Annotated in this window: 14 protein-coding genes and 1 pseudogene; all 15 read left to right on the top strand. The window is 50.2% G+C overall.

The window, feature by feature from the left end; translation table 11 throughout:
- Window positions 1-571 precede the first annotated feature (571 nt).
- The 15 genes and pseudogenes from SOM40_RS22190 (at window position 572) to SOM40_RS22120 (ending at window position 18,816) form a co-directional block, all read left to right on the top strand.
- On the top strand, window positions 572-766 hold the full coding sequence (locus tag SOM40_RS22190) for a DUF4762 family protein (RefSeq protein WP_106995978.1): 195 nt from the start codon (window positions 572-574) through the stop codon (window positions 764-766).
- Between the two features lie 129 nt (window positions 767-895).
- Window positions 896-1,570 carry a DsbA family protein gene (locus SOM40_RS22185; protein WP_106995979.1) on the top strand — a complete coding sequence of 225 codons (675 nt, stop codon included), beginning with the start codon at window positions 896-898 and terminating at the stop codon, window positions 1,568-1,570.
- Complete coding sequence (locus SOM40_RS22180; protein ID WP_261645062.1) at window positions 1,570-2,517, top strand: ABC transporter; 948 nt, start codon at window positions 1,570-1,572, stop codon at window positions 2,515-2,517. Before SOM40_RS22185 ends, SOM40_RS22180 begins: the two co-directional genes overlap by 1 nt.
- Before the next feature lie 63 nt (window positions 2,518-2,580).
- Window positions 2,581-4,719, top strand: a complete 2,139-nt coding sequence (locus SOM40_RS22175) for a peptidase domain-containing ABC transporter (RefSeq protein ID WP_320530879.1) — start codon at window positions 2,581-2,583, stop codon at window positions 4,717-4,719.
- A gap of 26 nt (window positions 4,720-4,745) precedes the next feature.
- Window positions 4,746-5,906 carry an efflux RND transporter periplasmic adaptor subunit gene (locus SOM40_RS22170; RefSeq protein WP_320530934.1) on the top strand — a complete coding sequence of 387 codons (1,161 nt, stop codon included), beginning with the start codon at window positions 4,746-4,748 and terminating at the stop codon, window positions 5,904-5,906.
- Entirely contained in the window at window positions 5,899-7,845 is a 1,947-nt protein-coding gene (locus SOM40_RS22165; protein ID WP_320530880.1) for an ABC transporter permease, read from the top strand. The genes SOM40_RS22170 and SOM40_RS22165 overlap by 8 nt, the downstream gene beginning before the upstream one ends.
- The gene (locus SOM40_RS22160; protein WP_261645064.1) at window positions 7,842-9,236 is read left to right on the top strand and encodes an efflux transporter outer membrane subunit; all 1,395 of its coding nucleotides are present in this window, start codon (window positions 7,842-7,844) and stop codon (window positions 9,234-9,236) included. The genes SOM40_RS22165 and SOM40_RS22160 overlap by 4 nt, the downstream gene beginning before the upstream one ends.
- A gap of 3 nt (window positions 9,237-9,239) precedes the next feature.
- On the top strand, window positions 9,240-10,508 hold the full coding sequence (locus SOM40_RS22155) for a beta-ketoacyl-[acyl-carrier-protein] synthase family protein (protein ID WP_261645065.1): 1,269 nt from the start codon (window positions 9,240-9,242) through the stop codon (window positions 10,506-10,508).
- Window positions 10,508-11,320, top strand: a complete 813-nt coding sequence (locus SOM40_RS22150; protein WP_261645066.1) for a MaoC/PaaZ C-terminal domain-containing protein — start codon at window positions 10,508-10,510, stop codon at window positions 11,318-11,320. The genes SOM40_RS22155 and SOM40_RS22150 overlap by 1 nt, the downstream gene beginning before the upstream one ends.
- 73 nt (window positions 11,321-11,393) lie before the next feature.
- Complete coding sequence (locus SOM40_RS22145; RefSeq protein WP_166184609.1) at window positions 11,394-11,642, top strand: acyl carrier protein; 249 nt, start codon at window positions 11,394-11,396, stop codon at window positions 11,640-11,642.
- Window positions 11,643-11,645: 3 nt separating this feature from the next.
- Complete coding sequence (locus SOM40_RS22140) at window positions 11,646-12,380, top strand: SDR family NAD(P)-dependent oxidoreductase (protein WP_225760007.1); 735 nt, start codon at window positions 11,646-11,648, stop codon at window positions 12,378-12,380.
- Window positions 12,381-13,784: 1,404 nt separating this feature from the next.
- Window positions 13,785-14,306, top strand: coding sequence for a fimbrial protein (locus SOM40_RS22135; protein WP_225760009.1), 522 nt, complete (start codon window positions 13,785-13,787; stop codon window positions 14,304-14,306).
- A gap of 78 nt (window positions 14,307-14,384) precedes the next feature.
- A complete protein-coding gene (locus SOM40_RS22130; protein ID WP_261645067.1) occupies window positions 14,385-15,071 on the top strand; it encodes a fimbrial biogenesis chaperone in 687 nt (228 codons plus the stop codon).
- Window positions 15,072-15,163: 92 nt separating this feature from the next.
- Window positions 15,164-17,713 (top strand): annotated as a pseudogene (locus SOM40_RS22125) (fimbria/pilus outer membrane usher protein).
- Window positions 17,714-17,721: 8 nt separating this feature from the next.
- Window positions 17,722-18,816, top strand: coding sequence for a fimbrial protein (locus SOM40_RS22120; protein ID WP_261645069.1), 1,095 nt, complete (start codon window positions 17,722-17,724; stop codon window positions 18,814-18,816).
- Window positions 18,817-18,824 lie beyond the last annotated feature (8 nt).

Below are 18,824 nucleotides of genomic sequence, written 5' to 3'. Positions count from 1 at the left end.
ATTCGTTTAGCAGCGATTTATCACTCTCACGTGGGCTCTGCAGCAATGTCAGGTGATGTGTTGTCGAATCATCGGCTTGTACTCATCGGTGCAACAGACTGTCACTTCTGTGCATAAACAGAAGTAACATGTGAGTCATAGCGTTAACCAGGCCCCACCTTTTCGAAAGTCTTTCTTCTCATTTTATTAAAAATAAATGCTATTACGCAAACCTGTTATCCAAGATTTTCCTAAGAATAATCCTGATATATCGATGCGTAAATTGAGTGAAGAAGAAGATAATATTCAGTGCGCTAATTAATATCTTATATTTTTCTAAGAAAAGTCCCGCGATATATCCATTGTGTTGGCATATGTAAATTAACCTGCCTTTTTTTGTATGTATTGCTCTATTAAAAAACCCTCGTTACAATGCGACGAATCCGATAATAGCAGCCTGAGCATCTTTTGCGTGGGCTATTGTTACGGTATTTAGGGATGTGTTGCTTAAACCCTCTCTAAGTGACATAACACTGGAAATATTCCAGTGGATGTTATTTCCAAATATTCATTCTAAATAAGGATATATAAGATGAAAAAGATGACAATGACAGAAGCAAGTTCAATCGTTGGTGGTACTTTTCAAACTTGTGTTGATACCTATGCATTAGCATTAGTAAACGGTCAGAATGCCTGCTTCGCCGTTAAAACCTGTACTGATAAAAATGGCGTAGAGTCTAAGACCTATACCCCGGCCACGCTGGGTGATTGCGGTGGTGAAAACTAAGAAGTATTTTTTTAATTAGGGCAGAGTAAACCATATTTATTCTGTCAGGGCGTTGCATCATTGTGCAACGCCTGTTTAATCATTTCATTGAGTGAATCGTAATATTGTTTTCAGAGCGAACAACCTTCTATGAAAAAAAGAATACTTCCCATTCTGCTTTATACTGTTTTTGTCGCGGTTATTTCAGCGCTGATTACCACTGCCTGGTTCCAAAATTTTGTATTAAATCAAACAAATGATTCCAGCCAGAATTCACTGGTGTCACTGTCAGCGAAAGAGGTCGACGCGAGCCCGATCGGCGCCGGGGAGGATATTATTGAAATATTCTCTTATGGTTGCCATTTTTGCGAACGCAATGAAAAGAATGTGGACGCGCTGGAAAAACGTATGCCAGCAGGCACGAAGCTGGTACGCCTTCATTACAGCCTCGATACCCAAAATGGGTTAGCGCGCTTTGCACCGGTCTTTGCCACCTTGCAGGTAATGGGTATTGAAGAGACGTATCGCCAAAGCGCTTATGATGCGGTTATCAAGAAAAAGATTGATTTAGGCGATCCGGAAAAACGCACGGCGTGGCTGGAAGACAATAAAATAAATATCGATGAATATAACAAAGTGAGCCAATCCGAGAAGGTAAAAAACCTTCTTGATTATATGACTCGCGTTACCAAATATTATAATGTGAATGCCACTCCGGCATACATTGTGGATAAAAAATGGGTTGCTCTTCAGGATACGGACTTTCCGTCATTCGCTGATAAATTAATTTCCATGTTAGAAACCCATCAGGTGCCGGAGGAATAATGAAATTCTTCGCCCTGTGGTGCGCCATGTTTTGGAAAAACATCACTGTCAGATGTCAGTGGTGTTTTTATAAACTCAAAGTAATTGCCTACAGGGGACATTGTTTATTATTCCGGCACCTGCATTATCGCGTCGTTTTTGCCTTCTCACATGTCAGCCGTTTTCTGGGGCTAACATCACGCGATCTGAAATTGCGGGCTATCGTTGCGCAGTCTAACCGACACTGCCTGCTGAATGATAACAAGAAATTTGACTACATCTGGCTGACTCAGCGACGGCAGCTGCTGGTGCAGGCGGTGACGTACGGGCAGAATCAACGGGCATTGCAAGAGCTTGCCGACTGTTCTGCACAGCTCAATGCTATCGTCGAACCCCTGCAACGCGCAGGCCAGCCAGTGATCCTCGCGCCGCTGCACATGGTTTCGGATATTCTGAGTACGATGGTCGGTGCTTCGACTTTCCCGGGGAAAGCAACGGTTATTACGTCACGCAGTGCCGACGCCCATTCGGCGGCCGAACGTCAGCTGGGTGGTCTGGATATCACCTATTGTTCAATTCATGAAGGCAACAAGAACATTGCCGGAAACCTGATGGCTTCGGTAATGGACGCGGCGGATAACCAGCGGAATATTATTTTATTTCCGGATATTACCCCGGACTTTACGCAGTTTGCCAGCAAAGATAAAGCAGAGAAATTAAGCTGTCAGCTATTTGATCGCGCAGCCAGTTTACACAGCGGTATTATCCGTCTGGCGAGAATAATGTCAGCAAAGGTAGTCTTTTATCATCTTTATTATGATAAAGGTTTGAAGATTTATATTCATGAGCCTGTTTCGGCTAAAAAATTAAAAGATGAAATGCCGCGCATTATCGAACAAAGCATTCGTGATCATTCAACTGACTGGATGCTATGGCATTCACACTCGCTGTTTTTCATTAATGATTGAATATGAATAAAAAGCAGTGCTGAGATATTACTAAAGAGAACAGGGCGTTCTGAGATGTCGATTATGGACAATATTATTCCTAAAATGGTTTATCAGGCAGAAACCAACGAATGTGCGCTGGCCTGTATTTCTATGCTGGCGGAAACCCAGGGCATCAATGCCCCTCTTGAAACGCTACGCGAAAGTTTCCCGGCATCTGCCCACGGTACCGCGCTCTCCACCATGTGCGACATCCTGTCTGAGCTGGCGATCCCTGCCTGTCCGGTGGCTTTCGATCTGCATGAACTCGCCGAAATCCCTTTACCCGCCATTCTGCACTACGGTGCGAGCCATTATGTTCTGCTGGCCTATCGCCAGGGGAGCTACGTGTGTGTGATGAATCCAGCTATTGGCGAACAGCTATTACCTGTTGCCGCGCTGAAATCTGAAATCAGCGGTTATGCGCTGGTGCTCGACAGGGAAGCCGGGATCGCTACTCCCTCCGTTGAGAAAGATAAACGTACGCGGCGTTTTCGTGCGCTGGAGTGCATGAGCCTGAAGCAGACGGCAGACATTCCCGGCATTTACCGGTTAATGATGCTGGCATTTCTGGTCTCGCTGACCTTATTCATTATGCCGGTGATGGTCAGTTCTGCGATTAACAACGTTTTTTCTTCCGCCGGTAAAATAGACTTTCCGTATTTTTATTATCTGCTGGCCTTCGTCGTCTCGACGCTGCTGGCCTTCATTGTCCGCAGCGTAACCGAACGCGTTATCAAACGTTTTGTGGTCATGCAAAGCGTAAGTGGTTTTGCTCGTCTTCTGACTAACTCACTGTCTTACTTCGAAAAGCGCAGTCCCGGCGAGATCTACAGTCGCTTCTCGAACTGGCAACTAGCGGCAGCCCAAAAAATTGAGCTGGATAATGGCCTGCGCGTGGATTGGGTGGTTGGCGTGATTGCGCTGGCGGTGATGTGTTACATCAGTCCGTTGCTTGCAGGCATTTCCGCCATTGGTGTGACATTGATGGGATTAGTCAGCGTATGGGCGATTTTCCGTGACCGCTATTACACCCAGCAAATCCAGGTAAAGAGTGCCGAACAAAGCGACTTTCTTCTGGAAACCATTCAGGGTTTCGCCACGCTGAAATCCGCCGGATTACACAGCTATCGTCAAACCGTCTTTGCTCAGTATGCGTTATCCCTGTTTGACTGCCGTCAGAGACAGAAAGTGTATGAGCAGGTTAAGAGCAGTCTGTATCAGTTAATCGGCAGTCTTGAGATGGTCTTCTTCATGCTGCTGGCGTTGCCACTGCTGAAAGAAAACCTCATCTCACTAGGCGAGTTCTTTGCCTATAGCTTCGTACGCCAGATTTTCACGGCTTACATCACGCAAATTTTCTTTTCGGTACTGCGCAAAAATCAGCTGCACGTGATCGATACGCGCGCGGCCGATCTGTTCCCGCCGGTTAAAGAAGAGGGTCACGACCCCGTCCTGCAGCCCGTGCACTTTAGTCAGCAGCTCAACTACCGTGCCCTGCAGTTTGCTTACGATCCCGGTAAACCGGTTCTCGACCAGGTGTCAGTGATGCTGCACCGGGGGGAAACCCTGGCTATTGTCGGTGAGTCTGGCGCCGGGAAGAGTACGTTACTGAAAGTCATCACCGGGTTGATCGAACCTCAGGCAGGCGAAATCCGTGTGGATGGGCATCCCGTCACCAGCCGTCAGGCGCAGAAGCTGTTCTTCCTGCAAAGTCAGGAGGACATCTTATTTAACGCCAGCGTGCTGCAAAACATCTCGTTGTTCGATCGTGAGTACGATGCGAAAAAGCAGCTGCGTATCGATAAATCATTGCACGGGCTGAATTTGACAGAGGTGATTGACCGTCTGCCAGGGAAACAAAATGCGTTGATCCGCGAAAGCCATCCCGCGCTGTCCCTGGGTCAGCGTCAGCGCCTGATGCTGGCGCGCGCGATGTATAGCGATTGCCCGGTGATGGTGCTGGATGAGCCGACCGCGAATCTGGATGAGCAGACTGCGCAGCAGGTGTTGCGAACCCTGATTGACCATTGCCATGAATACGGAAAAACCCTGATCACTGTTACTCACAGTGAAACTGCGCTCCCCCTGTTTGACCGTGTTTTCACAATGAAAAATGGCCGTGTACACGCGGCGCAGGATGCGTTTATCTCCGCTACCGTGCCTGACGGAGTACCGGCGTGAACGACTCAATCAAGCGGATACTCCTGATGGTCACCCGCCACCGCAAGGGATTCTATGCACTGGCGACGCTGGTGCTTATTCTGCTGGTTGCTGGCGCAGTTGCTCTGTACGTCAGGGTGTCCAGTACCGCTGCCCCTCAGGCGTCCGTGGTGATTGAGCGTGGCGATATTGAAAAGACCGTACTGGCAACCGGGATCCTCAAACCTTCTGTGCAAGTGAATGTCGGGGCGCAGGTCAACGGTCAGTTAAAAAAACTGTATGTTAACGCTGGCGATCGTGTCACCAAAGGTCAGTTACTGGCTGAAATCGACCCGACCCTGCAAGAGAGTGAACTGCGGAAATCTGAAGCCGCGTTGGTCAGCGCGGTCGCGCAAAAAGAGGCCGCACAATTCACGCTTATCCAGTATCAACTTGAGCTGAAACGCCAGTTGCGGATGGATCGCGACGGTTCGGGGACAAAGAGCAATCTCGAGGATGCGCAAACCAAGGTCGATACCCAGAAAGCGCAGATTAAGGTTAACCAGTCACAGATCATACAGGCGCAGATGGCGCTGGAAACGGCAAAAGCCAATCTCGGCTATACGCGGATCCTGGCGCCCGTGGACGGGCAGGTTCTGGGCATCGTGACCAAAGAGGGGCAAACCGTCGTCTCCTCACAGACTGCCCCGACCATTCTGGTTCTGGCGAATGTCGATACGATGACCGTGCAAACGCGAATTTCAGAAACGGACATTCTGAAAGTACGTCCCGGCCAGCCGCTGTGGTTTTACGTTGTCGCCGATCCTAAACGTCGCTACCAAAGCGTAATGGGTATCCTGCAGGATGCGCCGAACGAGGCTCTGCAGGACGACAACACCCGTGCTCAGTCGCAGCAATCTTCTGCCGTCTATTACAATGGTGTTTTCAGCGTGCCCAACCCGGAGCATCTACTGCGCACGTCAATGACGGCGCAGGTCTTTATTGTTACCGAGCAGGCAAAAAATGTGCTGCGTCTGCCGATGATAGCGCTTGGCCAGCCGCAAGGGCGCGATAGCTATTATGTGCAGGTCATAAAAGGTGATGCGATCGAGAAGCGGTTGATCCAGGTAGGTATCAACGATCGTCAGTTTGTTGAAGTGAAGGATGGCCTCAGCGAAGGTGAGCATGTGGTGATCGTGCAAAATGAGGCGGGGACGGCAAATGGCTAATTCCCCGGTCATTGAACTTTCACATATCTCACGCCATTTTGGTTCGGGCAACGCGGCGGTCACTGTGCTGAACGATATCTCCCTGCGCGTGGATGCCGGTGAAATGGTGGCCATCATCGGCGCATCGGGTTCCGGTAAATCCACCTTGATGAATATTCTCGGCTGTCTGGATCAACCGTCGGAAGGCGAAATGCGCATCATGGGTATCCCTGCGCAGGTGGCGAGCAGCGAGCAGCTGGCGCAGCTGCGCAGTCAGTATCTGGGTTTTATCTTTCAGCGATATCATCTGATGCCCTATCTGACGGCAAGTGAAAACGTCACTATTCCTGCGCTGTATACCGACATGCCCGCCGCTGCTCGGCAAGCGCGCGCGGAATACCTGCTGACGCGTTTGGGTCTCGGTGAACGTATGCATTACCGGCCTGCCCAGCTGTCCGGCGGACAGCAGCAGCGCGTCAGTATTGCTCGCGCCCTGATGAACGGCGCGTCGGTGATTCTGGCGGATGAGCCGACTGGCGCGCTCGACAGTACGAGCGGCCAGGAACTGATGACCATTTTGCATGGCCTGCATCAGGCCGGACACACGCTGATCATCGTGACCCATGACCGCAGTATCGCCGAACAGTGCCAGCGCATTGTCGAAATCCACGACGGCAAGATTGTCGCTGACCACATTAATCCCGTCATGACCCAGGTGAAATCTCAGGGATTACCGGCGATTGCCACTACCGGGCGAACGCCTGTCGGGGAGAGTATAAAAGAAGCGGTGCGCATGGCGTGGCGCTCTTTACTTGGACACAGAGTCCGCGCCTTTCTTTCTATGCTCGGCATCATTATCGGCATCTCTTCCGTGGTGTCTTCCATGGCCGTGGGCGAGGGGGCGCGGCAAAGCATTCTCAGTCAGATAAGTCAGCTCGGCACCAGCACCATCGAAATTCGGCCTGGCCAGGGTTGGGATAAACCTCGTCCGGATTTTGAGCGTTCGCTGACCCTGGATGATGTGGATCTGCTTAGCAAGCAGGCGTACATCGACAGCCTTTCGCCGGTGGTAAGTAAAAGGGTAGTGGTGGTTGAGGGAGGGAAGCAGGTTCTTGTCTCCCTGTCGGGTGTCAGCAACGGATTCTTTCGCGTGCAGGGGCTGAATTTCATAAGTGGAAATTCGTTTTCCTCCCGCGATCTGGACGAACGTGAGCCGGTGATCATCATCGATCCGAACGTCAGCAGCACGCTGTTTCCTGATGGAAAGGCGTCCGTGGGCGAAATTATTCAACTTTCCGGCGTGCCTTACCGGGTTATCGGTGTGGCGGCTAAAAAAGGACCGAAGCATATCGGTGAGCAGCCCGGCGCCTGGATCCCCTACACCTCAATGCTGGAGCGTATGTCGGGTGATATGCCGTTGCAGTCCATCACCTTACGCATCGCCGAAGACTATCCGATAGAGCTCGCCCAGCGGAACGTCGAGCAACTGCTGGATTCAGTACACGGCAAGCGAGATTTCTTCACTATGACCAACGATCAACTGACGAAGACGATCCGCAAGGCGTCGGAATCCATGACGCTGCTGATCACCGCGATTGCAGGTATTTCGCTGCTGGTGGGCGGCGTGGGCGTGATGAACATTATGCTGGTGTCGGTGACGGAAAGGACGCATGAGATTGGTATTCGCCTCTCGGTCGGTGCCCGGCCTGCAGACATAATGCGTCAGTTTCTGATTGAGGCGATGGTGATTTGTACGCTTGGCGGCGTGATCGGCATTATTGGATCCGGTGTCGCGGGGCTGATTTTTTCTCAGGTTACCCAGGAATTCACCATGATTTTCACCTGGCCGCCCATCCTTCTGGCCTGCGGGTTCTCCGCGTTGATCGGCCTCGGATTTGGTTTTTTCCCGGCGCGCAATGCTGCACGTCTGCATCCGACAGAGGCGCTGGCTCGCGAATGAAAAAACGACATGTACTTTCACTGGTGGCGACGGCACTTATTTTGACCGGATGTGGTCAGGCGCTGAAAAGTGACTATCAACAGCCGTTGCTGTCGATACCGGACGGCTGGCGGGTACCGGATACTGGCGAGGGCGTTGCGCAATTTTCCCCGCACTGGTGGGATAATTTTGGCGACCCGCAGATGTCGCGGCTGATCGTAGCCACCTTGCAAAGCAATAACGATTTGGCGCTGGCAGGCATAAAACTGCGCCAGGCGCGGCTGACTGCGGGGTTATCCAACCTTAATCTGACGCCTGATTTTGCTGTCAGTGGCGCGGCCCGCAACAGCAAAAATCTGGATCACGCCACAACCCCAACGGAAAGCTACGATAGCTCACTTTCGGCCTCTTATGAGCTGGATCTGTGGGGAAAACTGGCCCGCACGCGTGAGCAGTCCGAGTGGCTGGCAAAAGCATCCGAACAGGATTTACACGCTACTGCATTAACGCTTATTGGCACCACTGCGCAACTGTACTGGCAGATAGCAAGCCTGAATCAACAGATCGGTAATCTTCAGCAAAGTGTGGCTATTGCCAGGGAAACCCTGGTCGCGGTGACCTCCCGCTGGAAGGCGGGCGACCTGGGGCAGCTTGATTATTTGCAGGCGCAGCAGACGGTGTTGAGCCGTGAAAATAGCCTTCGTGATTTATCTCAACAGCGTGATGAGACGCGTAATGCGCTGGCAATCTTACTCAGCCGCCCCCCAGGGCAATATCCTGCGGAGCGGCAGGCGCTGGATCTTCAACAAAGCGTGCCGGTGGCGCAGCGTTTGCCGCTGGAGGTTATCGCTAAAAGGCCGGATGTGCAGTCGGCTGAAATGAGACTGCGTGCTGCGCTGGCGGGTTCTGATGTTGCGCGACTGAGTTTTTATCCGTCCCTGACGCTGAATGCGTCCCTGAATGCGGGAGCCGCAATATTCCAGCAATGGTTCAGCAATCCGGCCAGAACGCTCGGTTCTGCACTCGATCTGCCTTTTATTCAGTGGAATCAGGTGCAGATGAACATCGAAAAGTCTGGTCTGGATGTACAAACTGCGGCGATTCAGTTCAAAAGTGCTTCTTACAGTGCACTGCAGGACATCGACAACGCGATGTCACAGCGCCTGACCTGGCAGCAGGAAAAGTTGCGGCAATGGCAGGATCTGGCGTTGAGCAAGCAACGTCTGGCGCTGGTGGAAAGCCAGTATCGTCATGGTTCCGTGGCGTATCAGACGCTGCTTGATGCACAGAATGCATTACTGAACAGCGAGAACACGCTGGTACAAATTCAATATAACTATCTGTATTCCACGATGAAACTCTGGCTGGCGCTGGGTGGCGGGGAAAATAGTACGATGAAGAAACAAGGATAAGTTATGGACATCGACGTTTCACAGACAAGGGGCGCGCCGCGTCGGGTTGTGGTCACCGGTTATGGTGCGGTGACGCCGCTGGGTATGAATTCCACCCAGAGCTGGGCAGCCATCATGGATTACCAGGTTGGTTATCGTTACTGCGATAAATCAGCCGCCGGGATTAAATCCCGTTTTTATGGCCTCATTGATGAGGAGCCTTCGCTCAAAGGCGTACCTGCCGCGATCAGACGTCGGCTGCCTCGCTATGCGCGGTTGACTCTGGCCTCTGCGCGTGAAGCCATGCAGATGGCGTTTGGCGATGAGAAGCCAGAGCAGCATTACGATCTGCGCGACTGCGGCGTCATCATGGGCACCGGCTGGGCTGGCCAGGACGAGACGCAGCAATACTACGATGACTACCTGCGTACCGGTGTCGGTTCACCCTTTGGCTGTTTTTTCTCGATGCCTAACGTATCCACGGCAGCGGTCAGCCTTCTTTGGGGGCTGCGTGGCTATCAAAATACACCGGTGGCGGCTTGCGCGACGGGCACGATCGCGATTGGCGATGCATTCGAAGTGATCCGCAATGGCCGCGCAAGCATGATGCTGGCTGGCGCGGGTGAATCTCTACGCTCCGATTCAGCAGTATGGAATATCGATGTGCTGGGCGCGCTGGCCAGCGAGCAGGAGGACATCACGCGTGCCTGCTGCCCGTTCAGCCCCCATCGCAACGGCTTTGTGCTGAGTGAGGGCGCGGCGGTGTTGTGTCTGGAGGAGCGTGAATCTGCTATCGCGCGCGGGGCTAATATTCTGGGCGAAATTTTGGGTTACGGAAGTTTCTCTGATGCCTGTGATTTTACCGCACCGGCTGAGGATAAAATTGCGCGGGTACAGACTATTCGCAATGCGCTTAAACAGGCCGGCATTACTGCGAGCGATCTGGATTACATCAACGCTCACGGCACCTCAACACCGCTCAACGATCTTAATGAAACTGAGGCGATCAAGATTGCCCTGGGTGAGGCGGCCTATGTGACGCCATGTTCGAGCACCAAATCCTACACTGGCCATCTGATCGCAGCAGCAGGCAGTTTTGAATCGATTTTATGCCTTCAGGCCATGGAACATCAGATAGTGCCTGCGACCTGTCACCTTGATGCGTCCGACCCGCAATGCGATCTGGATTATGTCCCGAATGTGCATCGTCCGGCGAAACTCAATACCACGCTCAATCTGAGTTTTGGGTTTGGTGGGGCAAACGCGGCGTTGGTTATCGGGCGAGGAAAATAATGTTCCTGAACTACAGTCTGCGTGATGCCGAACGCTGGGCGGAATTTTCCGGTGACTATAATCCGATTCATTTTGACGTTGCGAAGGCGAAGCAACTTGGCATGGACGGATTATGCGTACACGGTATGCGCGCGATGCTGGATGTAAAATCTGCGCTCAGTGCTTCGCTGGAAAAACACGCGTCAGCATCCTGCGGCCTGGTGTTTAGCTGTCGTTTGCGTGAGCCGGTGGCGTGCGGAACGCCCTATCAATTATCCGTCGGTGAAACATGCCGCAATGAACAGGTGCAGGTTAGCGGGAAATTGCTGAATGCTCATACGCAGCAGATCGGTATGAGCAGCAAACTGACCAGTAACCATGCACTGGATTTATCGCCCATCACGCAGGTGAAAACGCTCGATGGAGAAACACTGGCAGCGCTTTACGCCCCCTTTCTTGCCGTGCAGAGCCAGGCCGCACCCCTGTGGAACTTTCTTGACGCGCTGTTGTTCCGCCAGATGGTAAATGACCCGGCTACGCTGGAAACCGTGCACAGTATTATCCCTCAGTCTGAGGCTGCCAGTTTGAGTGACGTTTTCAGCCAGGTACAGGTCGTACAGACCCACCATGAAACGCATTTCTCTCCACGTCTGTTGAGCCCGTGGCAGGAAAGTCAGCGACTTGAATCCCTGGATTACTGTATCCAGCCGACGCTGGTGATGGGTGAAAAAAACACTGGGCTGGTTTTACTGGCCAACATTCAGGCCTGGAGCGCCGGTGAGCCGCTCATGTCTGTCACAGTTACCTTAAAAGCCAGTCCGCTGGTGGGTTAACCGACCCGGATCTTCAACAAAAAACAATCAATCTCAACATACATCTGAGATGTCTGAATTAAAGGAATAAAACATGACGCAATTTGATGAAGTTTACAGCAAGGTTTGTGAGATGTTATGCGACGCGAAGGACCTGGAGATGGACGATCTGAATCCGGATATGCCGCTCTATCAACTGAAACTCGATAGCCTGGATTATGTGGAACTGATGGTGCTGGCCAAAAAAGAGTTTGGTGTCACCGTGGAATCCGAGCTGTTCGTGGATAACATCAACATGACGCTGCGTGAGTTATGCCAGTACCTCAGCGATAAAAGTCACTAAATCATGAGCAATAAATGGGTTTTAGTGACCGGTGGAAGCCGGGGGATCGGGCGTGCCACGGTGCTGCGCCTGGCAAAAGAGTGGAACGTGGTGTTCACGTGGTGTCAGAATGAAAATGCGGCCCTGGAAGTAGAGCAGGCCTGCGCGGGATTACCGGGCAGGGTAGAAAGCTATCAATGTGACGGAAGTGACGAACAGGCCGTATTTCGTCTTTCTGGCGAGTTGTTGGTGCAATATGGTGCGCCTCATGCGATTGTGCACAATGCGGGTATCACGCTCGACGCTCTGCACATCCACCAAAACTCCGATAACTGGCGCAAAGTGCTGGATACCAACCTGAACGCCATCTTCTACTGGAACCATCAGCTGATCGAACCGATGATGATGCAGGGCAGAGGTTCTGTGGTGATGATGTCTTCCGTTACCGGTGTGAAAGGTAACAGTGGGCAAAGCGCCTATGGGGCGAGCAAAGCAGCAATGATTGGTCTGGCACGGACAATGGCGGTGGAGTTAGGGCGTTTTGGCGTGCGGGTCAATTGCCTGCTGCCCGGTTATATCGACACTGAAATTATGGCCGATATGCCCAAAGAAAAGCGGGTAGCGCTGCGTCAGACCATTCCAATGAAACGCTTCGGAAAAGTAGAAGAAGTGTCCGGGGCGGTGGCGTGGCTGGTCGGCGATGACAGTACTTATATGACCGGGCAAACGCTTATTCTGGACGGGGGTCTTTCCGCCTGATCCGGACCTTGACAGAATATTTTTCATAAAAAGGACGCTATGCGTCCTTTTTTTACTGATGTGTAAAGTCCCTGCCTGCGAAAACCGCCTTAATTTGAAGAAAATAAGCTGCTGAATCACAAAAAAAGCAGCAAACCTCTAAGAAATTTCCTTGCGTAACGCGCCATTCATAAGGAGTAAATACCATCTATTTGTTTGCAGTATGGAAGATAAAGAGGTGGTTTGATTGTTATTTGATGTTTTAACCAGGCTGTTAACACCACCAAATCTCTCTATCTTAAATTTAAGAAGTTTAAAATCATATTTTTATTGTAATTAGCAATCCTGTTTCGTACAGGTTGATTAACAGTTTTCATCGTCATTGGTTGTTTTATTTTTTTACACGACCTTGATAAGTATTAATATGTAACGTAGATGATTTTTTGTTTCTCTTCAAAGGGAGGTTTAGAAAGCGGCTGAGCAGAGAGGGTAATAGCAATACTAAGATCTTAAAACTCCATTGCGCAAAAGTAATATTAAGCATTTTTCTAAATCATCAGGTAAACGAAAAAAATCTATACCATCCGGCTCCATCTGCGGTCACGGGATTGCGTAATGTTATGGTGCAAAACACCCTTTGAAGTTGTTTTTTCTATTGATTTTAATGGGATTTTAAAGTGAATATTGCGTCTGTGAGACCAGCGGTAGCGCTGTTAGATAATGTAGTAGAAAGTACTATTTCCAGCCATTGATTAAAATAATGGATTTTTAAATTCCGTTATATCTATAACCAGGGGGGATTATTAATGCTTTTACTATGTGACAGACAGTAATAGCATGGTTGTTATTTTTCACTTTTGACACCGGCAGGTGTGTAAGGTCATCGGGTTAAACGGTTCCTGTGTGAAGATGATTTTCACTAAGCTGACAGGTTTTAAAGACGAAGGATAATTCATATATAATACAGCGCTATATATTATCGAAATGTTCAGAGTGTAGTGGATATACGAAAGGAAAGTAAAAATGTAGAGCATGTATAGTGATGATGTGCGGGTAGTTATCTTGAAGGGCGAGTGGTTTGAATTTTAATGGATAAATAAGCTTGGTGAATATAAGAAATAACCGAGAGGGTTAATAATGACACGATACAGTGGAGTGCTGTAACGCATTGAAGTTTATATCTTAAAAATAAATTAATCCGGGTTGCGGGAGTCAGTATTGACATCAATTATCCAGCTCACTACATTTAGCGCCAATTTAGTTCAAAATGGATTGTGTGTTTGGATAATTCCATACATTGAATTTATTGAATGAAGTCGGAAGCTTCATGAGCTAAATAAAAGGAATGACATACGGCTTTGTCAAAAGTAATTCGATATCCGGTTTCAGGCACATCGATATACATTGTTAATAGGGATACATTTAATGAAAAAGAATCTTCTTGCTGTTGCACTGATGGCTACCTCTGTATTTGCTTCTTCTGCTATTGCTGCTAGTGGTTCTGTGAATTTCATCGGTACCATCACCGATAACGTCTGTGTGGTTGATGCTGCGTCAAAAAACCAGGACGTTCAGATGGGTAATATTGATCGTCTCGAATTCCCTGTTGCGGGTGCTACGGCAGCTGCTAAGAAATTCACACTGGTACTGAAAAACTGCCCAGAATCCGTGACCGGCGCGACCGTGCGTTTCGACGGTAACCAGGTCCCTGGTGATAACAGCGTACTGGCACTGACTGCTGGTGCCGATACTGCAACTGGCGTGGGTATCCAGATTTCTGACAACCAGAACAAAGTGATGCCACTGTACGAAGACTCATCCGTTTATACCCTGGTGAGCACTGGCGAAAACAAACTGGACTTCACCGCACGTTATATCTCCCTGACTGACAGCGTTACAGTAGGTAAAGCGAACGCTGTAACTCAGTTCACTATCGATTATCAGTAATTTCCGCTGAGCTAAATCAGACCGGGGGCATTTCCTGCCTCTGGTCTTTTTTAAACGGTTAAGACAGGCAGGGACAGCATGAAAACATGGCGCGCTACAGTAGCGGCAGCATTATTAATCGCCTTTGGTACAACGGCGCAGGCTGGTATTGTCGTAGGTGGCACACGTCTGGTCTATGACGGCGGAAAGAAAGAGTCATCCATTAATGTCGGTAATCCTGATAATAATACCTATCTCATTCAATCATGGGTGGATAGTGGGGATACACCGCAGGGCACACGAGCGGCAAACGCTCCCTTTGTTGTTACTCCACCTTTATTCCGACTGGACGCTAACCAGCAAAATATTTTGCGTGTAGTGCGTGCCGGGGGCAATCTACCAGAGAATAAAGAATCTCTGTTCTGGTTAAACATCAAATCGATTCCTTCAGCAGAGAAGAGAGAAAACACGCTGCAAATTGCGGTGAAAACCCGTATCAAACTTATTTTCCGTCCTGCCGGGGTTAAAAGCACGCTGGATGAGTCAGCGAAAAGCTTGACCTGGAAACGGGCAGGGAACCGGCTTCAGGTAACCAATCCCTCTCCGCATTACATCACTTTTTTCAACGTTAAAATCAATGGTTCTACGCTGAAAAACGTCACCATGGTGGCGCCGCAATCGGATGCCAGTTTTGATTTACCAGCCAATATTGCGGGAGGTTCGCTGAGTTGGCAGTTTATCAATGATTACGGTGGCATCAGTAAAGTTCTGTCTGCCAGTCTCTGATCTCCATTGTCGGAATTCTGTTTCGTTGATTAAACAAGGAAGTCAGTAAAACGTTAGTCATCCAAACTGCGTTAACAAATGGAAAAATAAAAATGAACAATATAACGAAGAGCCATACTTCGAGAGGTTTTTCACGTTCTCGTCTTGCCTTATTGGTAACATGCCAGATAGCCATGTTAATGAGCGGGACGGGGCTGGCTAACGCTGCGGGCTATTTTAACCCCGCTTTACTTGAAATTGATAATCCAAACTAGGGCAATGCGGATTTATCTATATTTGAAGACGGGGCGGTGCAGCCTCCGGGTACCTACCGTGTCGATATTTACCTTAATGGGATGGAAGTCGACAGTCGGGATGTAAAATTTGTTCTGGCGACAGATGCTTCCGGGAAACAAAGTCTCCAGCCATGTCTGAGCGGTGAGTTGCTTCAGAATATGGGCGTAAGAATAGGGATGTTCCGCAGCCTGAAGGCTTCTGATGAATGCGCCGATTTTACCGGCGCGATAGCGAAATCCTCTGCTGATTTCCGCTTCAACCAGCAACGCCTGGATCTGAGCATACCTCAGGCGGCGCTAAGCTCTCAGGCCCGCGGTTACGTTTCTCCTGATAAATGGGATTCAGGGATCCCTGCCTTGCTGATGAATTACAGCTTCAGCGGCGCAAACACGGATGCGCGAAATAGTGACGGTAGTGACTCTGATACCTATTACCTGAACTTGCGTTCAGGGGCGAATCTGGGTGCCTGGCGCCTTCGAAATTATTCAACCTGGAACCGTGACAGCAAGGGCAATGAGCACTGGGATTCAATCAATACCTATCTCCAGCGTGACATTCAGATATTAAGAGCTCAGCTGACCCTGGGCGACAGCAACTCACCCACGGATATTTTCGATACTGTGCCATTCCGCGGCGTGCAGCTGGCCTCTGACGATGACATGCTGCCAGATAGCATGAAGGGCTATTCGCCCGTGGTTCGTGGTATTGCCCAGAGCAACGCCCAAGTCACCATTCGCCAGAACGGCTACGTCATCTACCAAAGCTACGTTCCTGCCGGCGCATTTGCCATTTCTGACCTCTATCCGACGGCGGGCAGTGGTGACCTTAACGTAACAATTAAAGAAGCCGATGGTACCGAACGCACCATGGTCGTGCCTTTTGCCTCCGTGCCAGTACTTCAGCGTGAAGGACATCTGAAATACAGTATCACCAGTGGCCAGTACCGCTCATATAACGATGATGTCGAAAAGACCATGTTTACCCAAGGGACTGCAATTTACGGTTTGCCGCACGGTGTCACTATCTATGGTGGGGCGCAGGCCGCGAGTAAATACCAGTCGCTGGCAATGGGTTTTGGTAAAAACCTTGGCATTATCGGTGCACTGTCTGCCGATATCACGCAGGCGTGGGCCAAGCAAGAGCATATGGCCAAAGACAGCGGACAATCTTACCGACTGCGCTATGGCAAAAGCTTCGTTGAAACCGGTACTAACTTCAGTCTTGCCAGCTATCGCTATTCCACTTCCGGGTTTTATACCCTGCAAGAGGCGCTGGATAGCTATGCCGGAGGAAACAATTATTCCAGCGATCATAAAAAGAGCCGTGCTGAACTGACCCTTAGCCAGAACCTGTGGAAAGAGGGAGGGGCACTCTCGTTGAATCTGGTGAAAGAAGAATACTGGAACAACAACCGTTCTACCGAATCTGCCGGTGTGGGTTACAACAACTCCTGGAAAGGGATCGCTTATGGAATTAACTACACCTATAACCGCAATGGTCTGGATAGCAGAAACAAACGGACTTACTACACCGATCAAATTGTAGCGGTAAACGTCAGTGTCTCATTAGACCAATGGTTACCAGGCAGTTACGCCACCTACAACCTCAATAGCAGTGAAAATGGTAACACTTCACAAAACATCGGCCTCAGTGGTACGGCGCTGCCTGATAACAACCTGAATTACAGCATCAGTCAGGGATACACCTCTCAAGGGGAAGGTGCTAACGGTTACGCCAGTGCAGATTATAAAGGCGGCTACGGTGAAGTGAATGTGGGTTATGGATATGACCGCAGCCAGCAACGCATGGATTACGGCCTGCAAGGCGGCATTCTGCTGCATGAAAACGGCGTGACCCTTTCACAACCCTTGAGCGAAACGGTGGCATTAGTTAAGGCTCCGGGTGCAGACGATGTAAGTATCACCAGCAATACCGGTGTGAAAACGGACTGGCGTGGCTATGCAGTTGTCCCTTACGTCACGGCGTACCGTCGTAACCAAATTTCTCTCGATACCGCAACCTTGCCAGACGATGTGGATATGACCCTGACCAGTGCGTCGGTGATCCCAACCCGCGGGGCGGTGGTGCGTGCAGACTTTAATCCGAACGTTGGTCAACGTGCACTGATGACGCTGATCCGTGCTAACGGTGAGGCTGTTCCTTTTGGTGCAACCGTGAGTCGTGAAGACGACAAAAAGAACGATGGCAGCATTGTCGGCGATGGTGGACAGGTTTATCTGTCGGGTATGTCCGATAGCGGAACGCTTAAGGTGACATGGGGCAGCAGAGCGGATCAGACCTGCCGGGTGAGCTACAGCGTATCAACCACACCGGGAATTCAACTTATCAACGGAGACTGCCGGTAAGGCGGGATATGGAAATGAACGATTGTACGAATCAATTTTTCGCAGAGGCAACTTCACGCCGCAATCTATTTCGCCGTTATCTGGGTGGAAAAAACGGTGCGTTGATCTGCCTGATGCTGGCGGGTGGGATGTTAAGCACGGCCGCCAGGGCGGGAACGTGTGAGGCGCAAGGAGGAACAAAAGCCTTTAATTTCATAATGGACTACAGGTTAGACAATCCGACGGAAAACACCGCAGGAAGGACGGTCCAGGATGCCTATCAATGGAATCTAAACGGGAGCTACGGCGTCATCTGTGCTTGTGCTGGCCAATATACCGAAGCTTATATTACGGCAAAAGTGCCGGATACCGGGGAGGTCTATAGCGATGGTAATCTCCATTATTTCCGTATTAACGATTATCTGGCGGCAGCCACTTCGGTATATATCGCAGGGGAGTATAAAAGATCTAAAGCAACGCCGTTCCAAAGCTTCAGTAATCAACAAACGGTAGCGCAAAACTGTAGCTTCGCTGTTTACGGTACGGGATCGAAAGGGTCTGTATCCCTTTACTTCATACGACCATTTGTAGGGGTACAAACTATTCCTCTGACCAAAGTGGTTGATGTGTATGTTGCCACTGACCCCACATCGCAATCGTCTACACCAGTCTCAGTCGTCTGGATGAGCGGAACGGTGACAGTGCCTCAGTCGTGCGTCATTAATGGCGGTGGCGTAATTAACGTGCCGTTCGGCGACATCCTGTCCGGGAATATTGCCACTAAAGGGGAAAAGGCCAAAAACTTCACACCAAAAACCGTCAACTTTGATGTTGCGTGCACCAACATTTCAGACGGGGTGAAAGTCAGCCTCACTTTCCAGGGCACCCCAGATGCGACCGACCCCACTGCGCTGGCCACAACCAATAAAGATGTTGGTGTCAGAATTCAGGACCCTGCCGGAGCGCCTGTCGCCCCTCAGAGCGGGGAACTACCGCTGACAATGGACTACAGCAGTCAGGTGGGAACATCGGCGATCAGCTTATTTCCATTTAATACCACTGGTAAAGCCCCTGAGACGGGTGACTTCACCGCAACAGCCACTATCCGTGCTGAAATACAATAAACCCGGAA

This window comes from Leclercia sp. CFBP8987 (genome assembly GCF_034044995.2).
Lineage (GTDB): Bacteria > Pseudomonadota > Gammaproteobacteria > Enterobacterales > Enterobacteriaceae > Enterobacter > Enterobacter tamurae.
The sequence above is the reverse complement of the archived record's forward strand: the minus strand, read 5'-3'. Positions and strand labels throughout refer to the sequence as shown.

Bases quoted from the DNA above. Each gene is read 5' to 3' on its own strand.
- SOM40_RS22190 (WP_106995978.1), top strand. From the start codon at position 572: ATGAAAAAGATGACAATGACAGAAGCAAGTTCAATCGTTGGTGGTACT.
- SOM40_RS22185 (WP_106995979.1), top strand. From the start codon at position 896: ATGAAAAAAAGAATACTTCCCATTCTGCTTTATACTGTTTTTGTCGCG.
- SOM40_RS22180 (WP_261645062.1), top strand. From the start codon at position 1,570: ATGAAATTCTTCGCCCTGTGGTGCGCCATGTTTTGGAAAAACATCACT.
- SOM40_RS22175 (WP_320530879.1), top strand. From the start codon at position 2,581: ATGGACAATATTATTCCTAAAATGGTTTATCAGGCAGAAACCAACGAA.
- SOM40_RS22170 (WP_320530934.1), top strand. From the start codon at position 4,746: ATGGTCACCCGCCACCGCAAGGGATTCTATGCACTGGCGACGCTGGTG.
- SOM40_RS22165 (WP_320530880.1), top strand. From the start codon at position 5,899: ATGGCTAATTCCCCGGTCATTGAACTTTCACATATCTCACGCCATTTT.
- SOM40_RS22160 (WP_261645064.1), top strand. From the start codon at position 7,842: ATGAAAAAACGACATGTACTTTCACTGGTGGCGACGGCACTTATTTTG.
- SOM40_RS22155 (WP_261645065.1), top strand. From the start codon at position 9,240: ATGGACATCGACGTTTCACAGACAAGGGGCGCGCCGCGTCGGGTTGTG.
- SOM40_RS22150 (WP_261645066.1), top strand. From the start codon at position 10,508: ATGTTCCTGAACTACAGTCTGCGTGATGCCGAACGCTGGGCGGAATTT.
- SOM40_RS22145 (WP_166184609.1), top strand. From the start codon at position 11,394: ATGACGCAATTTGATGAAGTTTACAGCAAGGTTTGTGAGATGTTATGC.
- SOM40_RS22140 (WP_225760007.1), top strand. From the start codon at position 11,646: ATGAGCAATAAATGGGTTTTAGTGACCGGTGGAAGCCGGGGGATCGGG.
- SOM40_RS22135 (WP_225760009.1), top strand. From the start codon at position 13,785: ATGAAAAAGAATCTTCTTGCTGTTGCACTGATGGCTACCTCTGTATTT.
- SOM40_RS22130 (WP_261645067.1), top strand. From the start codon at position 14,385: ATGAAAACATGGCGCGCTACAGTAGCGGCAGCATTATTAATCGCCTTT.
- SOM40_RS22120 (WP_261645069.1), top strand. From the start codon at position 17,722: ATGGAAATGAACGATTGTACGAATCAATTTTTCGCAGAGGCAACTTCA.